Below are 24,350 nucleotides of genomic sequence, written 5' to 3'. Positions count from 1 at the left end.
TAATCGAGGCCGCGAAAGCGGCCGCAAAGGAAGGACACGCGTATGTCTCGTGCAGTAGGTATCGACCTCGGAACCACCAACTCCGTTGTTTCTGTTCTGGAGGGTGGCGAACCCACCGTCATCGCCAACGCCGAGGGTGGCCGCACCACGCCGTCCGTCGTCGCATTCTCCAAGTCCGGTGAGGTGCTGGTCGGTGAGATCGCCAAGCGCCAGGCCGTCAACAACATCGAGCGCACCATCGCCTCGGTCAAGCGCCACATGGGCACCGACTGGAAGACCGAGATCGACGGGAAGAACTACACCGCGCAGGAAATCTCCGCCCGCATCCTGCAGAAGCTCAAGCACGACGCAGAGTCCTACCTGGGCGAGAAGGTCACCGACGCGGTCATCACCGTTCCGGCCTACTTCAACGACGCCGAGCGCCAGTCCACCAAGGAAGCCGGCGAAATTGCGGGCCTGAACGTGCTGCGCATCGTCAACGAGCCGACCGCAGCCGCGCTGGCCTACGGCCTGGACAAGGGCAAGGAAGACGAACTGATCCTGGTCTTCGACCTCGGCGGCGGCACCTTCGACGTGTCCCTGCTGGAAGTGGGCAAGGACGAGGACGACTTCTCCACCATCCAGGTCCGCGCCACCTCCGGCGACAACCGCCTGGGCGGCGACGACTGGGACCAGCGGGTGGTCGACTTCCTGCTGAAGCAGGCCAAGTCCAAGGGCGCCGACCTGTCCAAGGACAAGATCGCCCTGCAGCGCCTGAAGGAAGCGGCCGAGCAGGCCAAGAAGGAGCTGTCCTCGGCTTCCTCCACCAACATCTCCCTGCAGTACCTCTCCGTCACGCCGGAGGGACCGGTGCACCTGGATGAGCACCTCAGCCGGGCCAAGTTCCAGGAACTGACCGCGGACCTGCTCGAGCGCACCAAGAAGCCGTTCCACGACGTGATCACCGAAGCTGGCATCAAGGTCTCCGACATCGACCACATCGTGCTGGTCGGCGGTTCCACCCGGATGCCCGCCGTCGTCGAACTGGTCAAGGAAATGGCCGGCGGCAAGGAGCCGAACAAGGGCGTGAACCCGGACGAGGTCGTGGCCGTGGGCGCTGCCCTGCAGGCCGGCGTCCTGAAGGGCGAGCGCAAGGACGTCCTGCTGATCGATGTCACCCCGCTGTCGCTGGGCATCGAGACCAAGGGCGGCGTGATGACCAAGCTGATCGAGCGCAACACCGCGATCCCGACCAAGCGGTCCGAGACCTTCACCACCGCCGATGACAACCAGCCGTCGGTGGCCATCCAGGTCTTCCAGGGCGAGCGCGAGTTCACCCGCGACAACAAGCCGCTGGGCACCTTCGAGCTGACCGGCATCGCGCCGGCGCCGCGCGGCGTGCCGCAGGTCGAGGTCACCTTCGACATCGACGCCAACGGCATTGTGCACGTCTCCGCCAAGGACAAGGGCACCGGCGCCGAGCAGTCGATGACCATCACGGGCGGCACCGCGCTGTCCAAGGATGACATCGACCGCATGGTGCGGGAGGCCGAAGAGCACGCCGCCGAGGACAAGAAGCGCCGCGAGGCCGCCGACGTCCGCAACTCGGCCGAGCAGCTGGCCTACTCCGTGGACAAGCTGCTCGCCGACAACGACGACAAGCTGCCCGAAGAGGTCAAGACCGAGGTCAAGTCCGACGTCGACGCCCTGAAATCCGCACTGGAAAAGCAGGACAACGACGACGAGGTCAAGGCCGCGTTCGAGAAGCTGCAGGCATCCCAGACCAAGCTGGGCGAGGCCATCTACTCGCAGGCGCAGGCCTCCGGCGCGGCCGGCGACGGTGCAGCCGCCGGTGACGGTTCCTCCGAGGCCGGCTCCGGCGCGGCCGACGAGGACATCGTGGACGCCGAAGTGGTCGACGAAGACGAGAAGAAGTAACCATGGCGGAAAAGGGTAACGAAGAAGAACACCAGACAGAGCCGGTGAACTTCCGCGACAACCGCAAGATCGATCCGGAAACCGGACAGGTCCGCGGCGCCGCGGGAGCAACCGGGGATGCCGGCGCGGCTGCGGGGGCAACTTCCGCGGCCGGCCAGGGCGCCGACGCCGACGCGCTGGCCCAGGCGGAGCAGATCCTGAACGGCGCCGAGGTCCCCGCGGGGGAATCTGTTGCCCAAGGGACCACGTCGCAGGAAGCCGAGGAGCTGAAGAACGATCTGCTCCGGCTGCAGGCGGAGTACGTGAACTACCGCAAGCGGGTGGAACGCGACCGCGCGGTGGCCGGCGAGATGGCTGTCATCGGTGTGCTGAACTCGCTGCTGCCCGTCCTGGACGACATCGACGCCGCGCGCCAGCACGGCGATCTCGCGGACGGCCCGTTCGCGGCCATTGCCACCAAGCTGGACGGCGTGCTCAGGACCTATGGCCTGACCCGCATCGAGGAGGCCGGCGTCGAATTCGACCCGAACATCCACGAGGCCTTGATGCAGCAGCCTGACGCCGAGGTGGAAATGGACACCGTCAGCCAGGTCCTGCGCCTGGGTTACAGGGCCGGCGACCGCGTGCTGCGCGCGGCCCAGGTAGTGGTAGCCGTACCGGCGGAATGACACCGGCAGGGGGCGCCCCGGCGCCCAGCCGCAGATGACGGGTTGGCCTCCGGACCGTCGGAGGCCAACCCGTCACCGTCCGGGGCTCCCGTGCCCATAGACTTTGTGACAACTGAAAGGAGGCGCCTGCATGGCTAGCCAGGACTGGGTCGAGAAGGACTTCTACAAGATCCTCGGTGTCTCCAAGGACGCATCCGATGCGGACATCAAGAAGGCGTACCGCAAGCTCGCGCGGACCCACCATCCGGATACCAACCGGGGGGATGAAGGTTCGGAAAAGAAGTTCAAGGACATCTCCGAGGCCTACTCGGTCCTCTCGGACCCGGGGGAGCGCGAGCAGTACGACGCGATCCGCGCCATGGGCAGCGGCGCGCGCTTCAGCGCCGGGGGACCCGGCAGCGCCGGCGGGCCGGGCGCAGGCGGTTTCGAGGACATCTTCGGCAACCTGTTCGGCCAAGGCACCCGCACCCGTGCCGGCTCCGGGGGCACGGTGCCGCCGGAGTTCGCCGATCTGTTCGGCGGCTTCGGCGGTTTCCCGCAGCAGCAGCAGCCGCCGCGCAGGGGCGCCGACCGCACAGCGACCACCAGCATTTCCTTCGCCGGTTCCATTAACGGCACCACCATCGGGTTGCGCGAACCCAGCGGCGAGGTGATCGACGTGCGGATCCCGGCCGGGATCAAAGACGGCCAGAAGGTCCGCGTCCGCGGCAAGGGCCAGCCCGGCCCCGCCGGCGCGGGAGACCTGATGGTGACCGTCAACGTCAAGCCCCACCCGTTCTTCCAGCGCGACGGCGACAACATCCGGATCCACGTCCCGGTCACGTTCCCGGAGGCCGCGCTGGGCGCGCAGATCGACGTTCCGACCCTGAGCGGTGAGTTCGTCAAGGTCAAGGTGCCGGCAGGAACACCCTCCGGCCGGACACTCCGCGTGAAGGGACGCGGGGTGAAGACCTCGAAGAACACCGGCGATTTGCTCGTGACCATCGACGTGGTGGTCCCGCAGAACCTTGGGAAAGAGGCCCAAGAAGCAGTCAACGCCTTCGCGGCGGCGACTGCCGGGTCCGACCCGCGCGGGAATCTTGCCGCCAAGGCCAGGTTGTAGCGGGCGGAAGTTGCAACCGGCCGGGACTGGCCGGACGGGAAACGCGCGAAGCGCAGGAGGGAGAGCACCATGAGCATCGATATGAATGCGCCGATCTTCGTGATTTCGGTTGCGGCCGAACTGGCGGACATGCACCCGCAGACCCTGCGCCAGTATGACCGTCTCGGCCTGGTCTCTCCGTCGCGCCAGCGGGGCAGGCAGCGCCGCTATTCGCAGAAGGACGTGAACACCCTGCGCGAGGTTCAGCGGCTCTCCCAGGAAGGCGTCTCGCTGGAAGGGATCAAGCGCATCCTCCAGCTGGAAAACGAGGTCGCCGCCCTCAAGGCCCAGGTCCGGGACCTCTCCGAGGAGCTGATGGCCAGGCAGCGCCGAGGCACCGACTCCAGCCGGGTGTTCGCCGCCGGCTTGGCCGGGGACGTGGTGACGCTCGCCCGCGGCCAGCGGCCGCGTCCGCGCAGCCAGGCGCTGATGGTCTGGCGTCCGCAGCGCTGATGGCCTGGCGTCCGGAGCGCTGATCCGTTCGGCCTGCGCCTATGATCGAACGCCCGCAGCTGCCGGCCCCAAGCAGGCGGCTGCGGGCAGGATGGCGGCGTGGAGCTACTTGATCATTTCGCCGTCCGGGGCGACCACGTACCAGACGTCGTTAACGCCCTGGCCGGTGGTGTCTCCCGGGGCCTTGTCCTGGGCCCAGTAGTAGATGGGCATGCCGTTCAGTGTCACCTGCTGCTGCCCGTCGGGGGTGTCAATGAGGCCCACCTCGGCGGTGACCCCGTCGAGTTCCGGCTCTTCCTCGGCCAGTACGGGTGGCCACGCGGCCAGGCAGTCGCCCGTGCAGGCGCTTTCGCCGGAGTCCGGGACGTCCTTGGTGAAGTAGTAAACAGTCATGCCTTCGCCGTCCACCACGATTTCGCCCAGGTCGGAATCGGCCGTGGTCAAGGTGGAGGCAGATCCGGACGCTTGCGCGCCGCCTGTCTCCGCGCCGTCTGTCTCCGGGGCCGCCGGCGTGGTCATTTCGGGGGCGCCGGCCGTCGGCGTCTCGACTGCCGGCGGTGCCTCCGGGCCGGCGGGCGTTTCCGTACCCGAACCGCCTCCGCAACCGGCGAGGCCCAGCATGGCAGCGCCCAGCAGGGCTGTCGCGGCTGTCTGTGTGATTTTCATGGGGCTTCCTTTGCCGTCTCCCGGGCGCTGCCCGGAGCGCGGTGCCGCGGGGCGCGGCCCGCTATTGGCAAAGACGCCGGCCGCGCCCACAATGGTTCAACGTTGGGCGAGGGAATCCCGTGGGCAGGATGAACCGGAACGCCGCCGCCGTCGTCGTACCCGGTAGGAAGCCGCGTGGGGAGGTTGCGACCGCCGGTGAGGCGGCCGGGGTTGCCGGCAGGGAGGAGGCGGCCGTGGCATTGGACGACGAGGCCGTGGCCCGCCTCTACCGCGACCATGCCACGGCGCTGCGCCGGTTCGTGCGCGCCGCGACCTCCGACGCGGACCAGGTGGAGGACGTGGTGCAGGAGACGATCCTGCGGGTGTGGAAGCGCGGCCCGGAAACCGACAACATGCGCGGCTACCTGTACCAAACCGCCCGGCACGTGATTATCGACGGCTACCGGCGCCGCACCCGGCGGCCGGGAGAGACCGGACTGGGCGAGGACGAGCCGGCCGTCGAAGAAGACCAGCTGGAGCGGCTCCTGCTCCGTGTGGTCATGGAGGAAGCCCTGGCACGCATCAGCCCCGACCACCGCAACATCATCCTTGCCCTGCATTACCAGCGGCTCACCTCGTCCGAAGCCGCCCGGTCGCTGGGCATTCCGCTGGGCACGGTGAAGTCGCGGGCGTTTTACGCGGCCAAGGCCCTGCGGGCCGTACTGGACGAGATGGGGGTGGGGCAGCCGTGAACACCAACGAGGAACAGCACCGACTGCTCGGCCTCTACGTCTTGGGCGGGCTGGACCGCCGCGAACGGGCGGGCTTCGAAGAACACCTGGCCTCCTGCCCCGCGTGCCGCAGGGAAGCCGACGAGCTGGAATCGCTGCCCGACCTGCTGGACGCGCTGCCGCGCGACGCAGCGTTGGAGCTGGCGGCGCCGCCGCAGCATGAAGTCGAGGAACGCACCCGGGAACTGGTGGATGAACTGGCCAACCGGCGGCGGAAGGAGCGACGGCGGTGGGTCGGGTTGGTGGCGGCCGTGGCGGGTGTCTGCCTGGTCGCCGGGGCGGCCATCGGGCCGTTGCTGACCCAGCAGCAGCAGCAGCCGCCGGCGACGGAGAGTTATGTGATGACTGCCGACGGCGGCCTGCAACTGGAGCTGGCACTGGTGCACAAGGCCTGGGGCACCGAGATGCAGGTAGCGGGGGAGCAGCTGCCGCGGGACGGCCTGCTCACCCTGTGGGTGACCGGAGATACCGGCTACACCTACCAGGTGGCTTCCTGGCAGGCGACGTCGGCGGGCCGCGCCACGCTCACCGCAGCCTGCGCCATGGACACCGACGAGATCGTCCAGGTGGAACTGCGCAGCGGGGCGGACGCAACGCTGGCGGCCGTGGCTACGGACTGAGCAGGAGCAGGCCCGCAACCAGGTCCCTGCGGATCAGTTCCGGCGGTAGGCGAGGTCGAAGATCATCCGGCCGGCGTCGTGGGCCTTCTGCTCGAAGCTGGTCATGGTCCGGCCGTCGAAGCGGGGCGCCCAGCCGCCGAGCTCGTCCATGCCTTCACCGGTGCTGGCATTGCCGGTACTGACCGGGATCTTGCCTTCGCGCACCGGGGCGCCGCCCACCACGCCTTCCACGCCGCTTTCCCAGACCTGGGTCAACGGGCTGTCCTTGCCGGTACGCTCGCCGGCATGCAGGTTGCGGAAGTCCGGCGAGGCATCCGCGACCCGGCGCATCTGGATCGCGTAGTCGGACCAGTCGGTGGCCAGGCGCCAGATCCCGCCCGGCTGCAGGACGCGGGCGGCAAGGCCCGCGAAGCTCTCCTGCACGAGCCGGCGCTTGTGGTGGCGGGTCTTGTGCCACGGGTCGGGAAAGAACACCCAGAGTTCGGCCACCGAGGACTCGGGCAGCATGGTCGCGAGGGCGTCCGGGGCGTTGACCTGCGCCACACGCACGTTGGACAGGCCGTGCTGGCCGATCCGCAGCAGGGTCTGCGCCAGCCCAGGCCGGTAGACCTCCAGGGCCAGGAAGTTCCACTCCGGGTGCTGCTCCGCGGCATGGCAGACGGCCTCGCCCAGGCCGGAGCCGATCTCCACGACCAGAGGTGCCTCGCGTCCGAAAGCTGCCGCCGCATCAAAGACAAAGGCCGGGTCCACGGTGGTGTCGCCGCCGTGCCGGGGGAGGTCCACGGCGAACTTCGGGCCGTATTCGTCCCAGGCTTGCTGGCGGCGGCCCTGCAGCCGTGAGCCGCGTCGTACAAAGCTGACCGGACGGGCGAGGTGGGTGGGCTGCGTGAGGCGCGCGCCGTCGTCGTGCACGGGAACATCAGGGGTGGGGGAGTCGCTGGTCATCCCCACCAGAGTATCGCCCGTGCGCGGGCGGCCCGCACGTGCTGCTAGACTTGAACTACTCGGAGGCGCAGTTTGACGCGTTTCCCTGCGTCGATGAACGCTTTCAATTGCACCGCCGCTATCCGTCTAACGACGTGACCGGGCAGATCCGGGCGGTTGGCACTGTCTGATTTTTCTTCGGCGACCCTGGGCTAACCTGCCGCGGGGACACTGACCGGAAGACATTCGCACTTTCTTATGACTACTTTTGTTGCCCTTGGCGTGCCCAAGTCCCTTGCTTCGAAGCTCGCTGCCGATGGCATTGAAGCTCCGTTCCCCATCCAGACCGAGACCCTGCCCGATACGCTGGCGGGCCGGGATGTGCTGGGCCGCGGCCGCACCGGCTCCGGCAAGACGCTGGCGTTCGCGCTGCCGCTGGTGGCCAGGCTCGCCGAGCGCGAAGCCGCCCATTTCCGCAAACCCGGACGCCCGCTGGGCCTGGTTCTGGCTCCGACCCGCGAACTGGCCACCCAGCTCAACAACACCATCGAGCCGCTGGCGGCCGAGCTGGGCCTGAACACCACGGTGATCTACGGCGGCGTCTCGCAGCAGCGCCAGGAAAAGGCGCTGCGCGCCGGCGTCGACATTGTGATTGCCTGCCCGGGCCGGCTCGAAGACCTGATGAAGCAGAAGATCATCACGCTGGAATCGGTGGAAATCACCGTCCTGGACGAGGCCGACCACATGGCCGACTTGGGCTTCCTGCCCGTGGTGAAGAAGCTGCTGGACACCACGCCGGCCGGTGGCCAGCGCATGCTGTTCTCCGCGACCCTGGACAACGGCGTGGACAAGCTCGTGCAGCGTTACCTGTCCAGCCCCTTGACCCACTCCGTGGACGACCCGCAGGCCGCGGTCACCACCATGGAACACCACGTGCTGGTGACCCGCGATGCCTCCGAAAAGAAGCAGGTGCTCAACCGGCTGGCCGCCGGTGCCGGGCGCCGCGTGCTGTTCACGCGCACCAAGCACCACGCCCGCAAGCTGGCCAAGGCCCTCACCGACGCCGGCATCCCGGCGGTGGACCTGCACGGCAACCTGTCGCAGAACGCCCGCGACCGCAACCTCGCAGAGTTCTCCTCCGGCCATGTGCGCGTGCTGGTCGCCACGGACGTGGCCGCCCGCGGCGTGCACGTGGACGACGTGGAACTGGTGATCCACGTGGATCCGCCCACCGAGCACAAGGCGTATCTGCACCGTTCCGGCCGTACCGCCCGCGCCGGTTCCGACGGCACCGTCGTGACCCTGGCGCTGCCGGAACAGCGGCTGGAAGTCGGCAAGCTGATGAAGGCCGCCGGGGTGGACGTAGCCTTCGAAAGCGTCACGGCTTCCTCGGAGCTGCTGGCGAACCTGGTGGGCGAGGTTGCCGCACCCGTGGATCCGCAGTTGCGGGCCCAGCAGCAGGCAGCGAACCTGCCGCAGCGCGGCGGTGGCACCTCGACCGGCGCCAACGCCCAGCGCAAGCGGGCCATGCGGTCCGGCGGCCGCGGCGGCCGGACCCGTTCCGGTGAAGCCCGTTCCGGCGAGGCCCGCCAGGCCTCCGGCGCCGCCCGCGCCGGCGGCCCGGAGAACGGCCAGCGCCAGCCGGCCCGCGGCGAAAGCCACGGCCAGGCCGGCCGGGACGTTGCCGCCCGCAGCCACGGCAGCCATCGCAGCGCCGCAGGTTCGGATTCCGCCGCACGCCGCGGCCAGTCGGGCACCGCAGCAGGCGGCCGCAGCGGCTCGGGGCCGGCGCGTTCCGGCGCCCCGGCCCGCTCGGGCGGCGCACAGCGCGCCGCCGGCGGTCAGCGCTCCGCGGCCGGCACCCGGCCGGTCTTCCGGTCGGAGACTCCGGCGGCCGAGCGTCCGGCCCGCCGCGGCCCGCGCCGCGCCACGGCACCGGCTTCGCAGGAAAAGCGCCGGACAAACTAGGCCGGGCGCACAGCCGAAGCCGCAGGGCGGTCCCTTCGTACGGAGGGGCCGCCCTGCGGCCTTTTGTTGCCCCAGAGGGAAAGGTCCTGTAGTGCTGGTTGCCGCGATCCTTCCCCTGTCCGCGAGATCCACGGGTCCGCCCAAACAACGCATTAGGGGGACACTCAGGGGCATCCCGTATGGCGGCCGACCGCGTCACTGGCCAGAATGGTGGGATGAAGGCACTTCTGAACGTTATCTGGCTCCTGTTCGGCGGCATTTGGCTGGCGCTGGGCTACTTCCTGGCCGGCATCGTCTGCTGCCTGCTGATCGTGACGATCCCCTTTGGCATCGCCTCGTTCCGGATCGCGGGCTACGCGTTGTGGCCGTTCGGCCGCATGGTGGTGGACCGCGGCGGGCGCACCTACTTCATGTCCACCGTGGGGAACATCATCTGGTTGCTGGTCGCCGGCATCTGGATCGCGATCGGGCATGTGCTGACAGCGGTGGCGCAGGCCATCACCATCATCGGTATTCCGCTGGCGATCGCGAACCTCAAGATGATTCCGGTGTCCCTGACGCCGCTGGGCAAGGAGATCGTGTCCACCGACCGCGCGTTCCCGGGGTATGTTCCCGGCTATCAGCCGGGCGCCGTTACGTGGCGCTGACCGGAGGATGTTGACCGGCCGACGTTGTTGGCCGGCCGGTCCCGAGGGCGGGCTACTCGATCTGCAGGCGGCGGCTGTCGCTGAGCCCCGGAATGCGGCGCGCTGAAGCCGGCACCACAAAACGCCGTCCGGTGACCACAGTGGGAACGATGCGGACGAAGTTGTTCTTTTCGCCCGACTGCCAAGGGAACAGCGGCAGCATGGCCGATTCCAGGACTTCCTCAATGGTGTCCATCCGCTGGGCGCTGCCGCGCGCCACTGCGCTCCAGGCGACGCCCGTGGTCGGATCAAAGCCGTCCACCTCCAGAACCACTTCGCCTGCAAGGGCGGCATCGAGCTTGGTGCCCGGGGCCGAGCGGAACACGATGCTGCCGTGGTCCACTACGTAATTGACCGGAAAGATCTCCGGGTGAGACTCGACGACGACTCCGAGCCGGCCGAAGTCAGCGCTGCGGAACAATTTCCAGCAATCGGCGACAGGCAGCTGTGTCGTCGATGAAGGCAGCTCGTTCGCGGCGGTCATGGTTTCAGTTTATTGATCCCTGACCGGCGGGGATAGGGTGCGCATTCGCCCGCCGGGCGCCGCTACGGGCCGCCGGAGCAGCCCCGAAATTCACGCACCGATGTGGTGCAATGCGTCCCAATATGTGCTGGAATTACCACACGAGCCGCACGCGGCTGAATGGGTCGGCCAGGCGCATCCATCTGGCTTTTGGGGAGGGCAGTGCCTGTGCCAGAGGAGGAGCGCTGCAATGTCCGAACTATCTCCGGATCTATCCGGCGAGTGGCGGTTCGATCCGGCGCATACGCGGATTGGTTTCTCCACCCGCCATGCCATGGTGACGAAAGTCCGGGGTGCGTTCAACGACGTGGAAGGCATCATCCAGGCCGACGTGGATAACCCGGCCAATTCGTCGGTCAAGGTCACGATCAAGGTCGCCAGCATCGATACCCGCAGCCCGCAACGCGACGAGCATTTGCGCACCAATGACTTTTTCGATGCGCCCAACTACCCGGAGATCACGTTCGTCAGCACCCGCATCGATCAGGTGGAAAGCGCAAACTTCATAGTGAACGGCGACCTGACCATCCGCGGCATCACCAAGCAGGTCGCGGTTCCGATTGACTTTATCGGCGTGGAGCGGGACCCGGGCGGGCAGCTCAGGGCCGGCTTTGAAGGCTCCCGGCGCATCGACCGGCAGGAGTTCGGCGTCAAATGGAACACGGCACTGGACTCGGGCGGCATGCTGGTGTCGGACCGCGTGATGCTGGAGTTCGAGGTCTCCGCCGTCAAGGTCGAGGACCCCGCCGCGCCGTAAGCAGCCGGCGCGCCCGGATAATCCGCCGCCCTCAATCCCCGGCCGGGTAGACCGACACCAGTGCCGCGAAGCCGCGCCCGCTGACCTCGCTCGTCCCTGAACCGGCCACCGTGTCGTAGGTATGCAGTGGCTGGGCCGTGCCCTCCGCCGTCGCCTGTGCCTGGCCCTGGAGCAGCACCAGGAACTGTCCGTCGGCCAGCTGCAGCGGCTGTTTTTTGGACAGCTCAACGATCAGCAGGCCGGCGCCCCAGGCCCCGCGGCGGGTCATGATGTTCAGCGCGCGGCACGGTCCCGTCGGCAGGCTGCAGTCCGTGCTGCTCCCGCCGTCGAAGCGGAAGGGGCGGTAGCGTTCCATCCGGTGCTGGCTGCCATCCACGGTCAGGAAGGCGACGTCGCCGTCCACGACGGTGAATATCCGGTCCACGCCCGGATATTCGGAGAAGCTGCCGTCCGACGTGATGTCCGCCAGGCTCAACCGCCAGCCGGGGAATCCGTCCGCGCCGGCGTCACCGGCCGCCAGTTCCCTGGTCACGCCGCCGCCGTTCCGCCACCGCTGTTCCTTGAGCGCGGCTGCGCGAATGATTTCCACTGGGACTCCTTGACCGGATGTTAAAGCTGCCGGTCCCAGTTCAGCACATAAGCGTCCTGGTAGCCGTCCGCGCCGCTGACCGCCGCGGCCTCGTTCCGTTCGAAGCCCAGCGACGTGACGATGCGCAGGGACGCGGTGTTGGCCGGATGGACCAGCGCCAGGAACGGCGGCAGTTCCAAAAACTCGTTTGCATGGGCGACGACGGCGGCGACCGCCTCGCGCCCGTAACCGCGGTGCCACACGGCGGGGTCGAAGCGGTAGTAGAGACTGAGCACGGGGCGGCCGGACAGCGCCACGTGCTTAACGCCGGCGAAGCCGATTGCGTCTTCACGGCCGGGCAGGCGGACGGCGAAGTAGCCAACGCCGTGGTTCTCCCACTGCGCTTCCCAGCGCTGGAAAAGGCCCTCGGCTTCCTCGTTCCAGATCAGCGCGTCGGAAGGATTAAACCGCGTGGTGCGCCGGTCGGAGAGGATCCTGAACATGGCGCCGATGTCCTCCGGCGTCGGCTGGTTCAGCAGCAGCCGGGCAGTCTCCAACATGGTTTCCGTCGTGGCCACCTCCGTCCTGCTTCCTTCACGTCCCCGATACAGCCTATTCGTCGGACGCCCTTCCGGGCAGGCCGCCGGAGCGACAAGATGGGTCGTGGGCAAGCAGGCTCCGCAACCTGTGGATAACTTTACTTCCAAAGTTGAGTGAAGTAGACTCAACTTAGCTTTTAGGCCAGCACTGACGCGCTGGCCAGAACCATTCCGGAGTGAACGGAGACAAGAGTTGGACGCTAAATTCACCACCAAGAGCCAGGAAGCGCTGTCGGCTGCGGCCATGAACGCCTCGACGGCGGGCAATCCGCAGATCGAGCCCGCCCACCTGCTCAAGGCCCTGATGGACCAGCGCGACGGCGTGGCCGTTGCCGTGCTGAAGTCCGCCGGGGCCGATCCGGACTCGGTGAGTGTCCAGGCGAGCACCGCGATCAAGGCGCTGCCGGCGTCATCGGGCTCCTCCGTGGCACAGGCGCAGTACTCCCGGGGACTGCTCCAAGCGGTGCAGGCCGCGCAACAGGAGGCGGAGAAGCTGGGAGATTCCTACGTCTCCACCGAGCATTTGCTGCTGGGCCTCGCGGCGGACAGCGCCGCCGTCGGGAAGATTTTGCGCGACGCCGGTGCCTCCCATGAGGCGCTCTTCGCCGCCCTGCCGGGCGTGCGCGGCGACCGGAAGGTCACCAGCGCCGATCCGGAGAACACGTTTCAGGCGCTGGAGAGGTTCGGCACGGATCTGACCGCCATCGCGCGCGCCGGGAAGCTTGATCCGGTGATCGGCCGGGACGCGGAAATCCGCCGCGTGGTCCAGGTGCTCTCGCGCCGCACCAAGAACAACCCCGTGCTGATCGGCGAACCCGGGGTCGGCAAGACCGCCGTGGTGGAGGGCTTGGCCCAACGGATGGTGGCCGGCGATGTGCCTGAATCGCTGCGCGGCAAGACGCTGATGTCGCTGGACCTCGCGGCCATGGTGGCCGGCGCCAAGTACCGGGGCGAGTTCGAGGAACGACTGAAGGCCGTGCTGGAAGAGATCAAGAACTCGGACGGGCAGATCGTCACCTTCATCGACGAGTTGCATACCGTCGTGGGCGCGGGCGCCTCCGAAGGATCGATGGATGCCGGCAACATGCTCAAGCCGATGCTGGCCCGCGGCGAGTTGCGGCTGATTGGCGCCACCACGCTGGACGAATACCGCGAGAACATCGAGAAGGATCCGGCGCTGGAGCGGCGCTTCCAGCAGGTCTACGTGGGGGAGCCGAGCGTCGAGGACACCATCGGCATCCTGCGCGGGCTCAAGGAGCGTTACGAGGCGCACCACAAGGTGTCGATCGGGGACTCCGCCCTGGTGGCGGCCGCGACGCTGTCCAACCGCTACATCTCCGGCCGGCAGTTGCCGGACAAGGCCATCGACCTGGTGGACGAGGCCGCCTCCCGGCTGCGGATGGAGATCGACTCGGCACCCGAGGAGATCGACCAGCTGCGCCGCGCCGTCGACCGCCTCACGATGGAAGAACTGGCGCTGGCCAACGAGACGGACGCAGCCTCCCGGGAACGGCTCGAGGCGCTGCGGGCCGACATGGCGGACAAGAAGGAGCAGCTGGCGGCCCTGAACACCCGGTGGGAGGCGGAGAAGGCCGGGCTGAACAAGGTGGGCGACCTGAAGGCCAAGCTGGACGAGCTGCGCTCGCAGGCGGACAAGTCCCAGCGCGAGGGCGACCTGGCCGAGGCCTCCCGGATCCTCTACGGGGAGATCCCGACGCTGGAAAAGGAGCTGGCCCAGGCGCAGGCGGCCGAGGAGCAGGGCGGCGCCGGCCGGGACCAGATGGTCTCCGAGGAGGTGACCGCCGACGACATTGCCGAGGTCATCTCCGCGTGGACCGGCATCCCCGCCGGTCGCATGCTGCAGGGCGAAAGCCAGAAGCTGCTGCAGATGGAGGAGTTCATCGGCTCGCGGCTGGTCGGCCAGTCCAAGGCCGTCGCCTCGGTTTCCGACGCGGTACGGCGCGCCCGTGCGGGCATCAGCGACCCGGACCGGCCCACCGGCTCGTTCCTCTTCCTGGGCCCCACCGGCGTGGGCAAGACCGAGCTGGCCAAGGCGCTGGCGGACTTCCTGTTCGATGACGAACGGGCCATGGTCCGGATCGACATGAGCGAGTATTCGGAAAAGCATTCCGTCTCGCGCCTGGTCGGTGCCCCTCCGGGCTACGTGGGCTACGAAGAAGGCGGCCAGCTGACCGAGGCCGTCCGCCGCCGCCCGTACTCCGTGGTGCTGCTGGACGAGGTGGAGAAGGCCCATCCCGAGGCCTTCGACATCCTCCTGCAGGTGCTCGACGACGGACGCCTCACCGACGGGCAGGGCCGCACCGTGGACTTCCGCAATGTGATCCTGGTGCTGACCTCCAACCTCGGCTCGCAGTTCCTCGTGGACCAGACGATGGACGCGGACAAGAAGCGCGAAGCAGTGCTGAACGTGGTGAACGCCAGCTTCAAACCGGAGTTCCTGAACCGGCTGGATGACGTGATCGTCTTCGACCCGCTGAGCATCGAAGAACTGTCCCGGATCGTGGATCTGCAGGTGGCGTCGCTGGCTGCGCGGCTGGCCGAACGCCGGTTGACCCTCGAGGTCACGGACGCGGCCCGCGAATGGCTGGCACTGACCGGCTTTGATCTCGCCTACGGCGCCCGGCCGCTGCGGCGGCTGGTCCAGCGCGAGATCGGAGACAAGCTGGCCCGCGGGCTGCTCGCGGGTGCGATCGGCGACGGCGACACCGTGCTGGTGGATGTACCGGAGATCGACGTCGACGGCGGGGCCGGCGGCCTCACCGTCCAGTCGAAGGTGGGGGCGGTCCGGGGCAGCTGACCCCGGGCCTCGGCCGAGTCCCAAAAGAAGTCCGGCGGCCCCGCACAGCGGTGGCCGCCGGACTGTTTCGTCCCCGGGTTACTGGTCGACGAGCGAGCCGGTGATCTCCTGGCCCTCTTCGGCGATCTTGAAGCAGTCGATCCTGCGATCGCCCTGCGCCCACGTCTCCTTCGAAGGCATGCCGTAGGAGTCCTTGAGGTCCGGCTGGTCCGCCGCGGAGTCGTTCAGGGCGACGGCGGTGCAGACCTCCTGGGCCTTGATGTTCAGTTCGTCGGCGCCCGGGAACTCTTCGTCGTCCCCGTAGGAGAAGGTGCCGACAAGTTGCGCCGTATGCGGCGTGTCACAGGTGACGACCGTCGCTTCACGCATCACGGATTCGAATTTCGTGAAGCACTGGCCCTGCTGGAAATCGAACGGCGAGACGTTCTCCGCGACAACGCCGTCCCCGTTGGGCGTCTGTGCGGCGGTTTGCGACGACGCGGGAGTGGCCGCCCCGCCGGCAGGCGAGCCGCTGGTCAGGCTGGAGACGATCATGGCGATAATCACGATGGCCACAATGACGACCGCGCCGATGATGACCAGCGGCTTCCAGTCCATTTTCCGCGCCGGGCCCGCGGCGGGATCGCCGGCGTCGTCCCCGGCGCCGTCACGGGCGCCGTTGCGGCGCAGGCCGCCGACGGCGGTGGAATACCACTTCTTCTCCGGCGCGGAGCCGTCGGAGCCGGGCGGCGCGGAGTCCCAGTCCGAGGGCGGGACGGCTGCGGCCGGCGGCGCCGGTGCCCCCGCTACGGCGGCCCCGTGGGCAGGGGGCCGAGGCGTCTCTGGCTCCGAGGTTTCCGGTGCGTCCGCGTCGTGGGCAGGGGCCGCGGAGACGTCGGGCTCCGAGGCATCCGCCGGGCCGGTGACAGGGGCGGCCGGCGCGCCGCCCGCCGCGTCTCGGTCGCGCGCTGCTGCGCCGTCCGCCGGGACGTGATCGCCCGCGGGTGCTCCCGCAGGCGCGGTGCCGCGGGCCTTGATGCTGCGGTCCTCGCGGGTACCGCCCACCAGTTCGCCGGCGGCGTCGGCTTCCTTCTCCACCGCTTCGGCTTCGGCGGCGGCCTTGGCCAGGTCGGCCTCGGTCGCGGCATCCTCACTGATGCGGGCCGGACCCAGAGTTGGCTCGGCCAGCTCTACCTCGTCGGCGCTGACGCGCAGGCTGGGATCGGGTACCTCAAGGTTCTCGGGGCGCTCCAGCGGAGGCCTCCCGTCGTCGTCAGGCAGCTTGTCCTGTTCGCTCATGGGGAAACTTGCCTTCCGTGCGTGTTGTCTTCCGGGAGAACGGGAGAACCGGTCCACGATGACTTTAGCCAACAATCCCGCGTCGCCGCACGATTTCGTCGTTTCGGAGACCGGGAGGGCCGCCTCCCGGCCCTTGTTGGCCTGCCACGAGCGGTCGGGAAAACCATGTACCCTATAAGTACGACAGAATTGATCAATTATTCCGGGGCCTCGTGCGCTAGTCGTGCGACCACTTCCGGATCGACGTACAAAGGGGGTCACGCCATGGGGCGCGGCCGTCAGAAGGCAAAAGCAACCAGGCAGGCCCGGGACATGAAGTATTTCAGCCCGGCCACTGACTTGACTGCTCTCCAGCGCGAACTCGGCGCTGCGAAACGCCATAACTCCGACACGTTTTCCGAGGAGCCATATGAGCCGGACTACTCGGACTACGAGGACAAGTACGCAGATCAGTACGACGACGACGAAGATCACGGCAGCCGCAACGTAGGTTAGCCGGCTTCGGTCGTTTCCTCCCGGACGGGAGTCTTCCGCTGCAGCACGTCCCGTGCCCGATCCTTGTTTACCGCACTGCGGCTTGGGACGCCGGCGTCCGGTCATGCTCCATGACGAGGAACACGCTCATGCCCGCGGGTCGGACAATGCATGCCCGCGGGGGCGGACAAGCTTTCCCACCCTTGCGGTGCCAGGTTCTTAGAGTTCCTGCAGCAGGATGGGATCGGTGGTCGGCTGGGGCGAGCCCCCGGCTGGTTCTACCGTGAGGCCCACGTGGGTCGCGCCTGAAATGTCCTCCAGCATATTCATGCTGGTTTGCCCCGTGGCTTCGATAAGACCTGCAGGCATGGCCCCCTTGTCGGAAATCAGCCACAGTTCGTATGTGCGGTCCTCCGCCAGCGCAGGCAGGCCTTCGGTGATCACCGCTGCTTTGCCGCTCTCGACCGAGACCGCGATGTTGACCACCGCACCATCCGGCAAACGCCCCGGTATCACCTTGGAATCCCGGGCCATCAGGACGGACAGGACTTCAGCCTGCTGGTCGGCGAGAGCCTGCAGGTGCTGCTCGGTCCGTGCCTGGTCATTCGCCAGGCCCACGGCCCAGCCGCCCAGGGCAGCCGCGGCGACCAGCAGGATGCCCGCCGCCGCGCCCAGCCAGCGAACCGCCGTCGTACTCGCGGCCGCAGCCTTTTCGCGGCCGGCGCCGGTTTCCCCAGCCTTCCGTCGATCACCAAGGTCCGTCACGACCGCATTCACCGGCAGCTGCCGGGTGTTCCGGATGGAGGACATGACCTTGTCCTTGAGCTCCGGAGGTGGGGCCACGGCCGGAGTGCCGTAGGCCAGCAGGGCGGCGGTCTCGCTGAGGCCGCGCACCTCCTCGCGGCTGTCCTCGTTGAACAACGCGTGACGTTCAAAAGCCGCGCGCTCGTCGTCGTCCAAGGCGTTGAGGGCGTACGCGCCGGTCAACAGATGCAACTGCTCGTCCATCACGCCACTCCCAACTTGTCCCGTAAGCGGATCATTCCGTCCCGGATCCGCGTCTTCACTGTTCCCACCGGAATATGCAGCATGGTGGCCACCTCCCGGTGTGTATGGCCGCCATAGTAAGCCAGCTTGATGGCTTCGCGCTGGTTGTCCGTCAGCGCATCAAGCGCCTTGGCTACACGTTCAGACTCGAGTCGAAGTTCCACCGTACTGGCGACGTCATCGTAGCTCGCCTGGTATTCCTTGACCCCTTGCCGCAGGTCCCGGTCTGCGCTGGCCTGACTGGAGCGGACCCGATCCACGGCCCGCCGGTGTGCGATCACCAATATCCAAGAGAGGGCCTTGCCCCGATCGGCATCGAATCGTCCGGCCTGCTGCCAGACCTCCACGAAGACTTCCTGGGCGACCTCCTCGCTTTGGGCGGGGTCGCGGACCACCCGCCGCACCAGGCCGAAGATCGTGGGCGCCACGGCATCGTAGAGTGCCTCAAAAGCGGCTTCGTCGCCCAGTGCCACGCGGCGGATGAGTTCCTCCTGCGTCGCTGGTCCGGTCGACTCCACCGACCGCAGCCACGGCAATCGCATGGGGTCAAGGTTCTCATGTCCGTCCGCCACGGTGCACCTCCTGACTCCTGGTTTCGGCAGATTATGCCCTGCTGCAGCCGCCTGTTGTTGCCTGGCCAAGGTACGACGGCGGCTTCGGGCCGCCGTCGTACCTTCCCCCATCACTCCCCAAAGGGGAGGGCTTCGGCCTACTTGGCCGGCGGCATCAGCACCGAGTCGATCAGGTAGACGGTGGCGTTGGCGGTCTGTACGCCGCCGCAAACCACCATGGCGTCGTTGACCATCAGTTCATCGCCGCTGCCGGTCACCTCCACGGAACCGCCCTGCACGGTGGCGTGCTCGCCGGCGATGTCTTCCGGCGCCAGCTGGCCTTCCACCACGTGGTAGGTCAGGATGCTGGTCAACATGTCCGCATCCGCCTTGAGGGTGTCCACCGTTTCGGCCGAAATCTCCTCGAAGGCGGCGTCCACCGGCGCGAAGACGGTGAATTCCCCGCTGTTCAGCGTGTCCACCAAATCCACGTCGGGATTAAGCTTGCCGGAGACGGCAGCCGTGAGTTGGGTCAGGATTGGATTGTTGGACGCAGCGACTGCGACGGGATCGGCGGCCATTCCTTCCACCGAGCCGGCGCCGTCGGGAACCTGTGCTGCGTAGTCGGCGCAGCCGGGTCCGACCAGGTTGGCCATCGGGTCTCCCATGTCGGTGCCGGAATCCTCCGGCGCCATCGACTCTGTTGTCATGGAGTCGGGACCGCTGGTCTCTTCGCCGGCGGCGCCGGGAGCAGCCGTCTCACCCGAACCGCCGCAGGCGGCCAGTCCCAAGCCTGCAGCCGCTACGAGTCCCAGTGCTGCAAACGTCCTGTTGGTGTTCTTCAACATGGCTTTTCTCCTTACTGGTCGGCGGCAGCTGCCGCCCTGTTCCCGGCGGTGAAACCCTCCGGGCTGTCATCATGTATTCGGAACGGGGCCGGGGACGGATTGGATATAAGGAAAAGTTTTCGGCAGGGCAGGGCAGGGATCAGGGCTCGACGGTGACGGAGATGGAATGCCAGCCGGAGGCGCCGTTCGGGATGGGGTCTGCCCGTTCCGGGGTCTGCAGCCCGTCGGCGGAATCGTAGGCACGCACCCGCAGGTAATGCTGGCCGGACTCCGCCTCCCAGTTGAAGGACCACTGACGCCACGTGTCGATGGTGGCTTCGGCGGCGAGGACGGCCTCCCGCCAGGGTCCGTCGTCCACTTGGATTTCAACACGGTCAATGCCCCGTTGTTGCGCCCAGGCCGTTCCGCCCACTGCCACCTTGCCAGCCGGCACACGGGCGAACGGCCGCGGTGCCTCGATCCGTGACGCCGTCTTGATCGGCGCGCGCTCGGACCACCCGCGGTCCGTCCAGTAGGCGGTCTTGTCCTGGAACCGGGTGACCTCCAGATCCACAACCCATTTGGTGGCCGACACGAAACCGTAGAGGCCCGGGACCACCATGCGCACCGGAAATCCGTGCTCCAAAGGCAGTGGCTCGCCGTTCATGCCGACGGCCAGCAGGGCATCGCGGCCGTCCGTCAGCGCTTCCAGCGGAGTGGAGGCGCTGAAGCCATCGGCGCTGGTCGAGAGCACCATATCGGCGCCGGGCAGCGGACGTGCCCGGTCCAGTAGCTGCGCCAGGGGGTAGCCGAGCCACGTGGCGTTGCCGGCCAGCTCGCCGCCCACCGCGTTGGAGACGCAGGTCAACGTCACCTGCGATTCGACGAGTCGGGAGGCCAGCAGCTCGGCGAAGGACAGGGTGAACTCCTCTTCCACCATGCCATGGACCCGCAGCTGCCAGGTCGCCGGGTCCACTTCCGGTACCGCCAGCGCGGTGTCGATCCGATAGAAATCAGCGTTCGGCGTCACGAAGGGGACGACGCCCCGCACCGGTGCCTGCACTCCCGGCGGCATGGCTTCCGCGGGGAGCGCAGGGGCCGGCAGGCGCAAGGCACGCCGGATCTCCTGGACGCCCCCGCGCACTCCCTTGAGCGCCGCGCCGCCAGCTGCCATGACGGCAGCGCCCACGCTGAGGACGGCGGCGGCGGCAAAGAAGGAGCGCCGGGAGGGCGGCAGTCCGCTACCCGGACCAGTCACGGAGGATTGAGGTGAAAGCCGGTGCATCAGTAGTCGAAGGGCGGCCAGCCCGGCCACGGTTCCTGCCGCCGTCGGCAGCAGATCAAGGAGTTCGGCGCCCGAACGGGTGATCACTGCCAAAGAGATCACGCCGCCCAGCAGCAGCACGGCGGCGGTGCCGTCCCGCCATCGGCGCCGGGCGAGCAGCCCGACCGCGGCGGCCAGAACGGCCATCACAGTAACCATCGCAACGACCAGGACGGTCTTGTCAGCCGTGCCAAAGGTGTCCACAGCGAAATTTTTCAGCCATGTTGGCGTGAAATCGATGAACGCTGCTCCCACGGCGACCAAGGGAGAAGCAGCGGGGCGGAACCACGTGCCCACCAGCTGTGCGGTGCCCAGCAGGATGCTGGCGGCAATGATTCCCGCGGCGGCCGCCAGGATGGATCGGGGCGATAGTTTGAGAGTCTTCACACCTCATATTCGGAGCCGGGGCCTGCGCGTATTGGTCCGGCGCCGCAACCGCCCTGATCCATCCTGCGATTTGCTCCGAATCGGTGTCAGGTCGCCGGCCTAGCGTGTCCCGTCCCAGACGGCGACGACCATCCGGTGCTTCGCGTCTCCATCGGGGCGCATGTCCACCAGGGCCGCCTGGCCCACGTGGACTGTGTCGCCGGCATGGAGGCGGCCTTCTGCCTGATGGCTGACGTGCGGGCGGAAGTTCTCCCGCAGGTGGTGCGGACTCAGCAGGTGGACATCATCGCCCAGCGCGTCGAGCAGGCTGTCGTGCAGCAACTGCAGCTGTGGTTCCGGCTCTACCAGCGAGACCGGCACGGATCCGCCCCGCCCGAAGAACGCGTCGGCACCGATGCGCACGTCAAACCCCAGGCAGCCGGAGAGCGCCGGGCCAACGCGCCCGCCGACGGCGTCGGACGGCTCCCGGGTATCGAAGCGGGCCAGCGTGATGTGCAGCGGCCACTGGCTGCGCGGGAACAAGTAGCCGGCGCTCACCGGCCTGACGAACGCCACCACCACATACGCACCCATCCGCCCAGTGTGCCACCGGGACCGGCTGGTGGGTATGCGGGAAACAAAACCGCCCCTGCACCGTCGCGTTCGCGGTGCAAGGGCGGCCCGGTGTCCGAGGGGGGCCTAGGCGTAGGAGTTCACCAAGTGGACGGCACCGCCGTCGACGCCCTTGGCGCCCTGGACATAGTCGATGCCGCCCAGGGACGGGTCGGCCGGACCCACCTGTCCCATCACCCACGCGGGCACGCCGCGCTCATTCAGGCGCTGCACGGCGGCATCGGCACTGGCGCCGTCCACAATGGCAACCATGCCGACGCCCAAATTCAGCGTCCGTTCCAGGTCGGCCTGCGGGACGTTGCCCAGCTCGCCGATGAGCTTGAAGATGGCCGGCAGCTCCCAGGTGGAACGGTCCACCGTGGCCATGAGTCCCTGAGGCAGCACGCGCGCGAGATTTGCGGCCAGCCCGCCGCCGGTGACGTGGCTGAAGCCGTGGACGCCGGCAGCCTCGTAGCGGGCCAGATCCAGGCAGTCCGCCGCGTAGACGCGGGTGGGCTCCAGGAGTTCCTCGCCCAGGGTCCGGCCGAACTCGCTGACCTGCCGGTCCAGCGCCCAGCCTGCATGGTTGATCACGCGGCGGACCAGGGAATACCCGTTGGAATGGATGCCCGAGGAGGCCATGCCGATGACGACGTCCCCGTCCTTGACCCGCTCCGGGCCCAGCAGGTCGTCGGCTTCGACCAGGCCGGTGGCGGCGCCGGCAACGTCGTATTCGTGTTCGCCCAGCAGGCCGGGGTGCTCGGCGGTCTCCCCGCCCACCAGGGCGGTGCCGGCCACCTCGCAGGCGGCGGCGATGCCCCGCACGATGTCTGCGATCCGCTCCGGGACCACCTTGCCGCAGGCGATGTAGTCGGTCATGAACAGCGGCTCTGCCCCGACCACCACGATGTCGTCCACCACCATGCCTACCAGGTCGAAACCGATGGTGTCGTGGATGTCCATGGCCTGGGCGATGGCCACCTTGGTGCCCACGCCGTCGGTGGAGGTGGCCAGCAGGGGCTTGCGGTACTTCAGCAGTGCCGAAACGTCGTACAGACCGGCGAAACCGCCGACCCCGCCGATGACGTTGGCGTTGTGAGTGGCCTTGATGGCCCCCTTCATCAGCTCGACGGCCTTATCGCCGGCCTCTACGTCGACGCCGGCGCTGGCGTAGGTGATCTGGCCCTGTTCGGGGGAGGTCATACTCGCTCTTTCTTGTCGTCGGCGGTCAGGAGCTTCTCCAGTTCCGAATCCGGCCCGGGGTCGCACGAGCCGTGTTCCTGGTCTGCGGCGCTGCGTTCCAGCAGGTTCTTGCCCAGGCGGTCCGCGGACGGCAGCTCGATCGGGTACTCGCCCGTGAAGCACGCGGTGCACAGCCGCTCGCGGGGCTGTTCCGTCGCCTCGATCATGCCCTCTTCGGAGATGTACCCCAGGCTGTCCGCGCCGAGCGACGCCCTGACATCTTCGACCCCGATGCCGTTGGCGATCAGCTCGGCCCGGCTGGCGAAGTCGATGCCGTAAAAGCACGGCCACTTGATGGGCGGGGACGAGATGCGCACATGCACCTCGGCGGCACCGGCTTCCCGCAGCATCCGGACCAAGGCCCGCTGGGTGTTGCCGCGGACGATCGAATCGTCGATCACCACCAGCCGCTTGCCCTGCACCACGGACCGCAGCGGGTTCAGCTTTAACCGGATGCCGAGCTTGCGAATGGTCTGGCTGGGTTGGATGAAGGTCCGGCCCACGTAGGCGTTCTTGACCAGCCCCTGGCCGTAGGGGATGCCCGACGCTTCGGCGTAGCCGATGGCAGCCGGTGTTCCGGATTCCGGCGTCGGAATCACCAGGTCGGCCTCGGCCGGATGCTCCTTGGCGAGCTTCCGGCCCATTTCCACGCGGGCCGCGTGGATGCTGCGGCCGTTGATGGAGGTGTCCGGGCGGGCCAGGTAGACGTATTCGAAGACGCAACCGGCAGGCTTTTTCTCGGCGAAGCGCTGGGAGCGCAGGCCGTTCTCGTCGATGGCGATGAATTCGCCGGGTTCGACTTCGCGGACGAACGATGCGCCCACGATGTCCAGCGCGGCCGTCTCGGAAGCGACCACCCAGCCGCGCTCCAGCCGGCCCAGCACCAGCGGGCGGACCCCGGCCGGGTCGCGGGCGGCGTACAGCGTGCCTTCGTCCATGAAGGTGAAGCAGAAAGCGCCGCGCAGCTTGGGCAGCAGCTCCAGGGAGCGCTCCTCGAGGGTCTGGCCCTCCTCGCCGGCCATGAGCGCGGTGACCAGCGCGGTGTCCGTGGTGTTGCCCTGGGCCAGTTCGCCGCGGTCGGGCTTGCCGAACTTCTCCAGCACCTTCTCGTACAGTTCCGCGGAGTTGGTCAGGTTGCCGTTGTGGGCCAGCGCCACGGTGCCGGTGGCGGTGGCGCCCAGCGTCGGCTGTGCGTTCGCCCAGGTGGAGCCGCCGGTGGTGGAGTAGCGGCAATGGCCGACGGCGATGTGCCCGCTCAGCGTGTTCAGTGTGGTTTCGTCGAAGACCTGGGACACCAGGCCCATGTCCTTGTAGACATTGATGCGTTTGCCGTCGCTGGTGGCAATACCGGCGGACTCCTGTCCGCGGTGCTGCAGGGCGTACAGGCCGTAGTAGGTCAGTTTTGCAACTTCTTCTCCGGGTGCCCAGACGCCGAAAACGCCACAGGCGTCCTGGGGTCCCTTTTCGCCGGGGAGAAGTTCATGGGAGAGTTTTCCGTCACCGCGTGCCACCCGCCTATTCTCTCATGCGTCCGGCGCACGGCATCACCGA

General features: G+C 67.9%; 24 protein-coding genes. 11 read left to right on the top strand and 13 right to left on the bottom strand.

Going from position 1 to position 24,350, the window contains the following annotated elements:
* Positions 1-42 precede the first annotated feature (42 nt).
* From dnaK to AC5RV3_RS04615, 4 genes are all read left to right on the top strand, one after another.
* On the top strand, positions 43-1,917 hold the full coding sequence (dnaK, locus tag AC5RV3_RS04630) for a molecular chaperone DnaK (RefSeq protein WP_494113831.1): 1,875 nt from the start codon (positions 43-45) through the stop codon (positions 1,915-1,917).
* 2 nt (positions 1,918-1,919) lie between these two features.
* The gene (locus AC5RV3_RS04625) at positions 1,920-2,585 is read left to right on the top strand and encodes a nucleotide exchange factor GrpE (RefSeq protein ID WP_494121120.1); all 666 of its coding nucleotides are present in this window, start codon (positions 1,920-1,922) and stop codon (positions 2,583-2,585) included.
* Positions 2,586-2,715: 130 nt separating this feature from the next.
* Positions 2,716-3,687 (top strand): DnaJ C-terminal domain-containing protein, encoded by a 972-nt coding sequence (locus AC5RV3_RS04620; protein WP_494113833.1) that lies wholly within the window; start codon positions 2,716-2,718, stop codon positions 3,685-3,687.
* A gap of 69 nt (positions 3,688-3,756) precedes the next feature.
* Positions 3,757-4,179, top strand: coding sequence for a heat shock protein transcriptional repressor HspR (locus tag AC5RV3_RS04615; RefSeq protein ID WP_493978112.1), 423 nt, complete (start codon positions 3,757-3,759; stop codon positions 4,177-4,179).
* Between the two features lie 105 nt (positions 4,180-4,284).
* Here the strand turns inward: AC5RV3_RS04615 and AC5RV3_RS04610 are convergent, their stop codons facing one another.
* Entirely contained in the window at positions 4,285-4,845 is a 561-nt protein-coding gene (locus AC5RV3_RS04610) for a COG4315 family predicted lipoprotein (RefSeq protein ID WP_494121119.1), read from the bottom strand.
* A gap of 233 nt (positions 4,846-5,078) precedes the next feature.
* Between AC5RV3_RS04610 and AC5RV3_RS04605 the strand changes: the two genes are divergently transcribed.
* A complete protein-coding gene (locus tag AC5RV3_RS04605) occupies positions 5,079-5,576 on the top strand; it encodes a sigma-70 family RNA polymerase sigma factor (RefSeq protein WP_494121118.1) in 498 nt (165 codons plus the stop codon).
* Positions 5,573-6,235: an anti-sigma factor family protein gene (locus AC5RV3_RS04600; RefSeq protein WP_494121117.1), complete on the top strand. Its 663-nt coding sequence runs from the start codon at positions 5,573-5,575 to the stop codon at positions 6,233-6,235. The genes AC5RV3_RS04605 and AC5RV3_RS04600 overlap by 4 nt, the downstream gene beginning before the upstream one ends.
* Positions 6,236-6,268: 33 nt before the next feature.
* Here AC5RV3_RS04600 and trmB read toward each other — a convergent pair whose 3' ends face one another.
* Positions 6,269-7,180 (bottom strand): tRNA (guanosine(46)-N7)-methyltransferase TrmB, encoded by a 912-nt coding sequence (gene trmB, locus AC5RV3_RS04595; RefSeq protein WP_494121116.1) that lies wholly within the window; start codon positions 7,178-7,180, stop codon positions 6,269-6,271.
* A 237-nt stretch (positions 7,181-7,417) separates the two neighbouring features.
* Here trmB and AC5RV3_RS04590 point away from each other — a divergent pair, with 237 nt between their 5' ends.
* Together AC5RV3_RS04590 and AC5RV3_RS04585 are read left to right on the top strand one after the other, a co-directional pair.
* On the top strand, positions 7,418-9,127 hold the full coding sequence (locus AC5RV3_RS04590; RefSeq protein WP_494121115.1) for a DEAD/DEAH box helicase: 1,710 nt from the start codon (positions 7,418-7,420) through the stop codon (positions 9,125-9,127).
* Positions 9,128-9,342: 215 nt separating this feature from the next.
* A complete protein-coding gene (locus AC5RV3_RS04585; RefSeq protein WP_493989568.1) occupies positions 9,343-9,774 on the top strand; it encodes a YccF domain-containing protein in 432 nt (143 codons plus the stop codon).
* 52 nt (positions 9,775-9,826) lie between these two features.
* Here AC5RV3_RS04585 and AC5RV3_RS04580 read toward each other — a convergent pair whose 3' ends face one another.
* Positions 9,827-10,297, bottom strand: coding sequence for a pyridoxamine 5'-phosphate oxidase family protein (locus AC5RV3_RS04580; RefSeq protein ID WP_494121114.1), 471 nt, complete (start codon positions 10,295-10,297; stop codon positions 9,827-9,829).
* Between the two features lie 229 nt (positions 10,298-10,526).
* Here AC5RV3_RS04580 and AC5RV3_RS04575 point away from each other — a divergent pair, with 229 nt between their 5' ends.
* On the top strand, positions 10,527-11,093 hold the full coding sequence (locus tag AC5RV3_RS04575) for a YceI family protein (protein WP_494121113.1): 567 nt from the start codon (positions 10,527-10,529) through the stop codon (positions 11,091-11,093).
* A gap of 31 nt (positions 11,094-11,124) precedes the next feature.
* Here AC5RV3_RS04575 and AC5RV3_RS04570 read toward each other — a convergent pair whose 3' ends face one another.
* On the bottom strand, positions 11,125-11,682 hold the full coding sequence (locus tag AC5RV3_RS04570) for a HutD/Ves family protein (protein WP_494121112.1): 558 nt from the start codon (positions 11,680-11,682) through the stop codon (positions 11,125-11,127).
* Between the two features lie 20 nt (positions 11,683-11,702).
* Positions 11,703-12,239, bottom strand: a complete 537-nt coding sequence (locus AC5RV3_RS04565) for a GNAT family N-acetyltransferase (RefSeq protein ID WP_494121111.1) — start codon at positions 12,237-12,239, stop codon at positions 11,703-11,705.
* Between the two features lie 214 nt (positions 12,240-12,453).
* Here AC5RV3_RS04565 and clpB point away from each other — a divergent pair, with 214 nt between their 5' ends.
* Positions 12,454-15,078: an ATP-dependent chaperone ClpB gene (clpB, locus tag AC5RV3_RS04560; protein ID WP_494121110.1), complete on the top strand. Its 2,625-nt coding sequence runs from the start codon at positions 12,454-12,456 to the stop codon at positions 15,076-15,078.
* A gap of 78 nt (positions 15,079-15,156) precedes the next feature.
* Here clpB and AC5RV3_RS04555 read toward each other — a convergent pair whose 3' ends face one another.
* A complete protein-coding gene (locus AC5RV3_RS04555; RefSeq protein WP_494121109.1) occupies positions 15,157-16,356 on the bottom strand; it encodes a septum formation family protein in 1,200 nt (399 codons plus the stop codon).
* A gap of 264 nt (positions 16,357-16,620) precedes the next feature.
* On the opposite strand from AC5RV3_RS04555, the gene AC5RV3_RS04550 reads away from it, so the two are divergent.
* Entirely contained in the window at positions 16,621-16,851 is a 231-nt protein-coding gene (locus AC5RV3_RS04550; protein WP_493978099.1) for a DUF3073 domain-containing protein, read from the top strand.
* Positions 16,852-17,049: 198 nt separating this feature from the next.
* On the opposite strand, the gene AC5RV3_RS04545 is transcribed toward AC5RV3_RS04550, so the two are convergent.
* From AC5RV3_RS04545 to purF, 7 genes are all read right to left on the bottom strand, one after another.
* A complete protein-coding gene (locus AC5RV3_RS04545; RefSeq protein ID WP_494121108.1) occupies positions 17,050-17,838 on the bottom strand; it encodes an anti-sigma factor in 789 nt (262 codons plus the stop codon).
* Positions 17,838-18,419, bottom strand: coding sequence for an ECF RNA polymerase sigma factor SigK (sigK, locus tag AC5RV3_RS04540; RefSeq protein ID WP_494121498.1), 582 nt, complete (start codon positions 18,417-18,419; stop codon positions 17,838-17,840). The genes AC5RV3_RS04545 and sigK overlap by 1 nt, the downstream gene beginning before the upstream one ends.
* Positions 18,420-18,586: 167 nt before the next feature.
* On the bottom strand, positions 18,587-19,276 hold the full coding sequence (locus tag AC5RV3_RS04535) for a fasciclin domain-containing protein (RefSeq protein WP_494121107.1): 690 nt from the start codon (positions 19,274-19,276) through the stop codon (positions 18,587-18,589).
* A 139-nt stretch (positions 19,277-19,415) separates the two neighbouring features.
* Positions 19,416-20,966 (bottom strand): molybdopterin-dependent oxidoreductase, encoded by a 1,551-nt coding sequence (locus AC5RV3_RS04530; protein WP_494121106.1) that lies wholly within the window; start codon positions 20,964-20,966, stop codon positions 19,416-19,418.
* 99 nt (positions 20,967-21,065) lie between these two features.
* On the bottom strand, positions 21,066-21,539 hold the full coding sequence (locus AC5RV3_RS04525; protein WP_494121105.1) for a 2'-5' RNA ligase family protein: 474 nt from the start codon (positions 21,537-21,539) through the stop codon (positions 21,066-21,068).
* A gap of 105 nt (positions 21,540-21,644) precedes the next feature.
* Positions 21,645-22,760 (bottom strand): phosphoribosylformylglycinamidine cyclo-ligase, encoded by a 1,116-nt coding sequence (purM, locus tag AC5RV3_RS04520; RefSeq protein ID WP_494121104.1) that lies wholly within the window; start codon positions 22,758-22,760, stop codon positions 21,645-21,647.
* Complete coding sequence (gene purF / locus AC5RV3_RS04515) at positions 22,757-24,310, bottom strand: amidophosphoribosyltransferase (protein ID WP_494113678.1); 1,554 nt, start codon at positions 24,308-24,310, stop codon at positions 22,757-22,759. The genes purM and purF overlap by 4 nt, the downstream gene beginning before the upstream one ends.
* Positions 24,311-24,350: the final 40 nt, after the last annotated feature.

The sequence above is a fragment of the Arthrobacter sp. Y3221114 genome, assembly GCF_059092625.1.
Note: the sequence above shows the minus strand (reverse complement) of the source record. Positions and strands in the feature narration are given on the sequence as shown.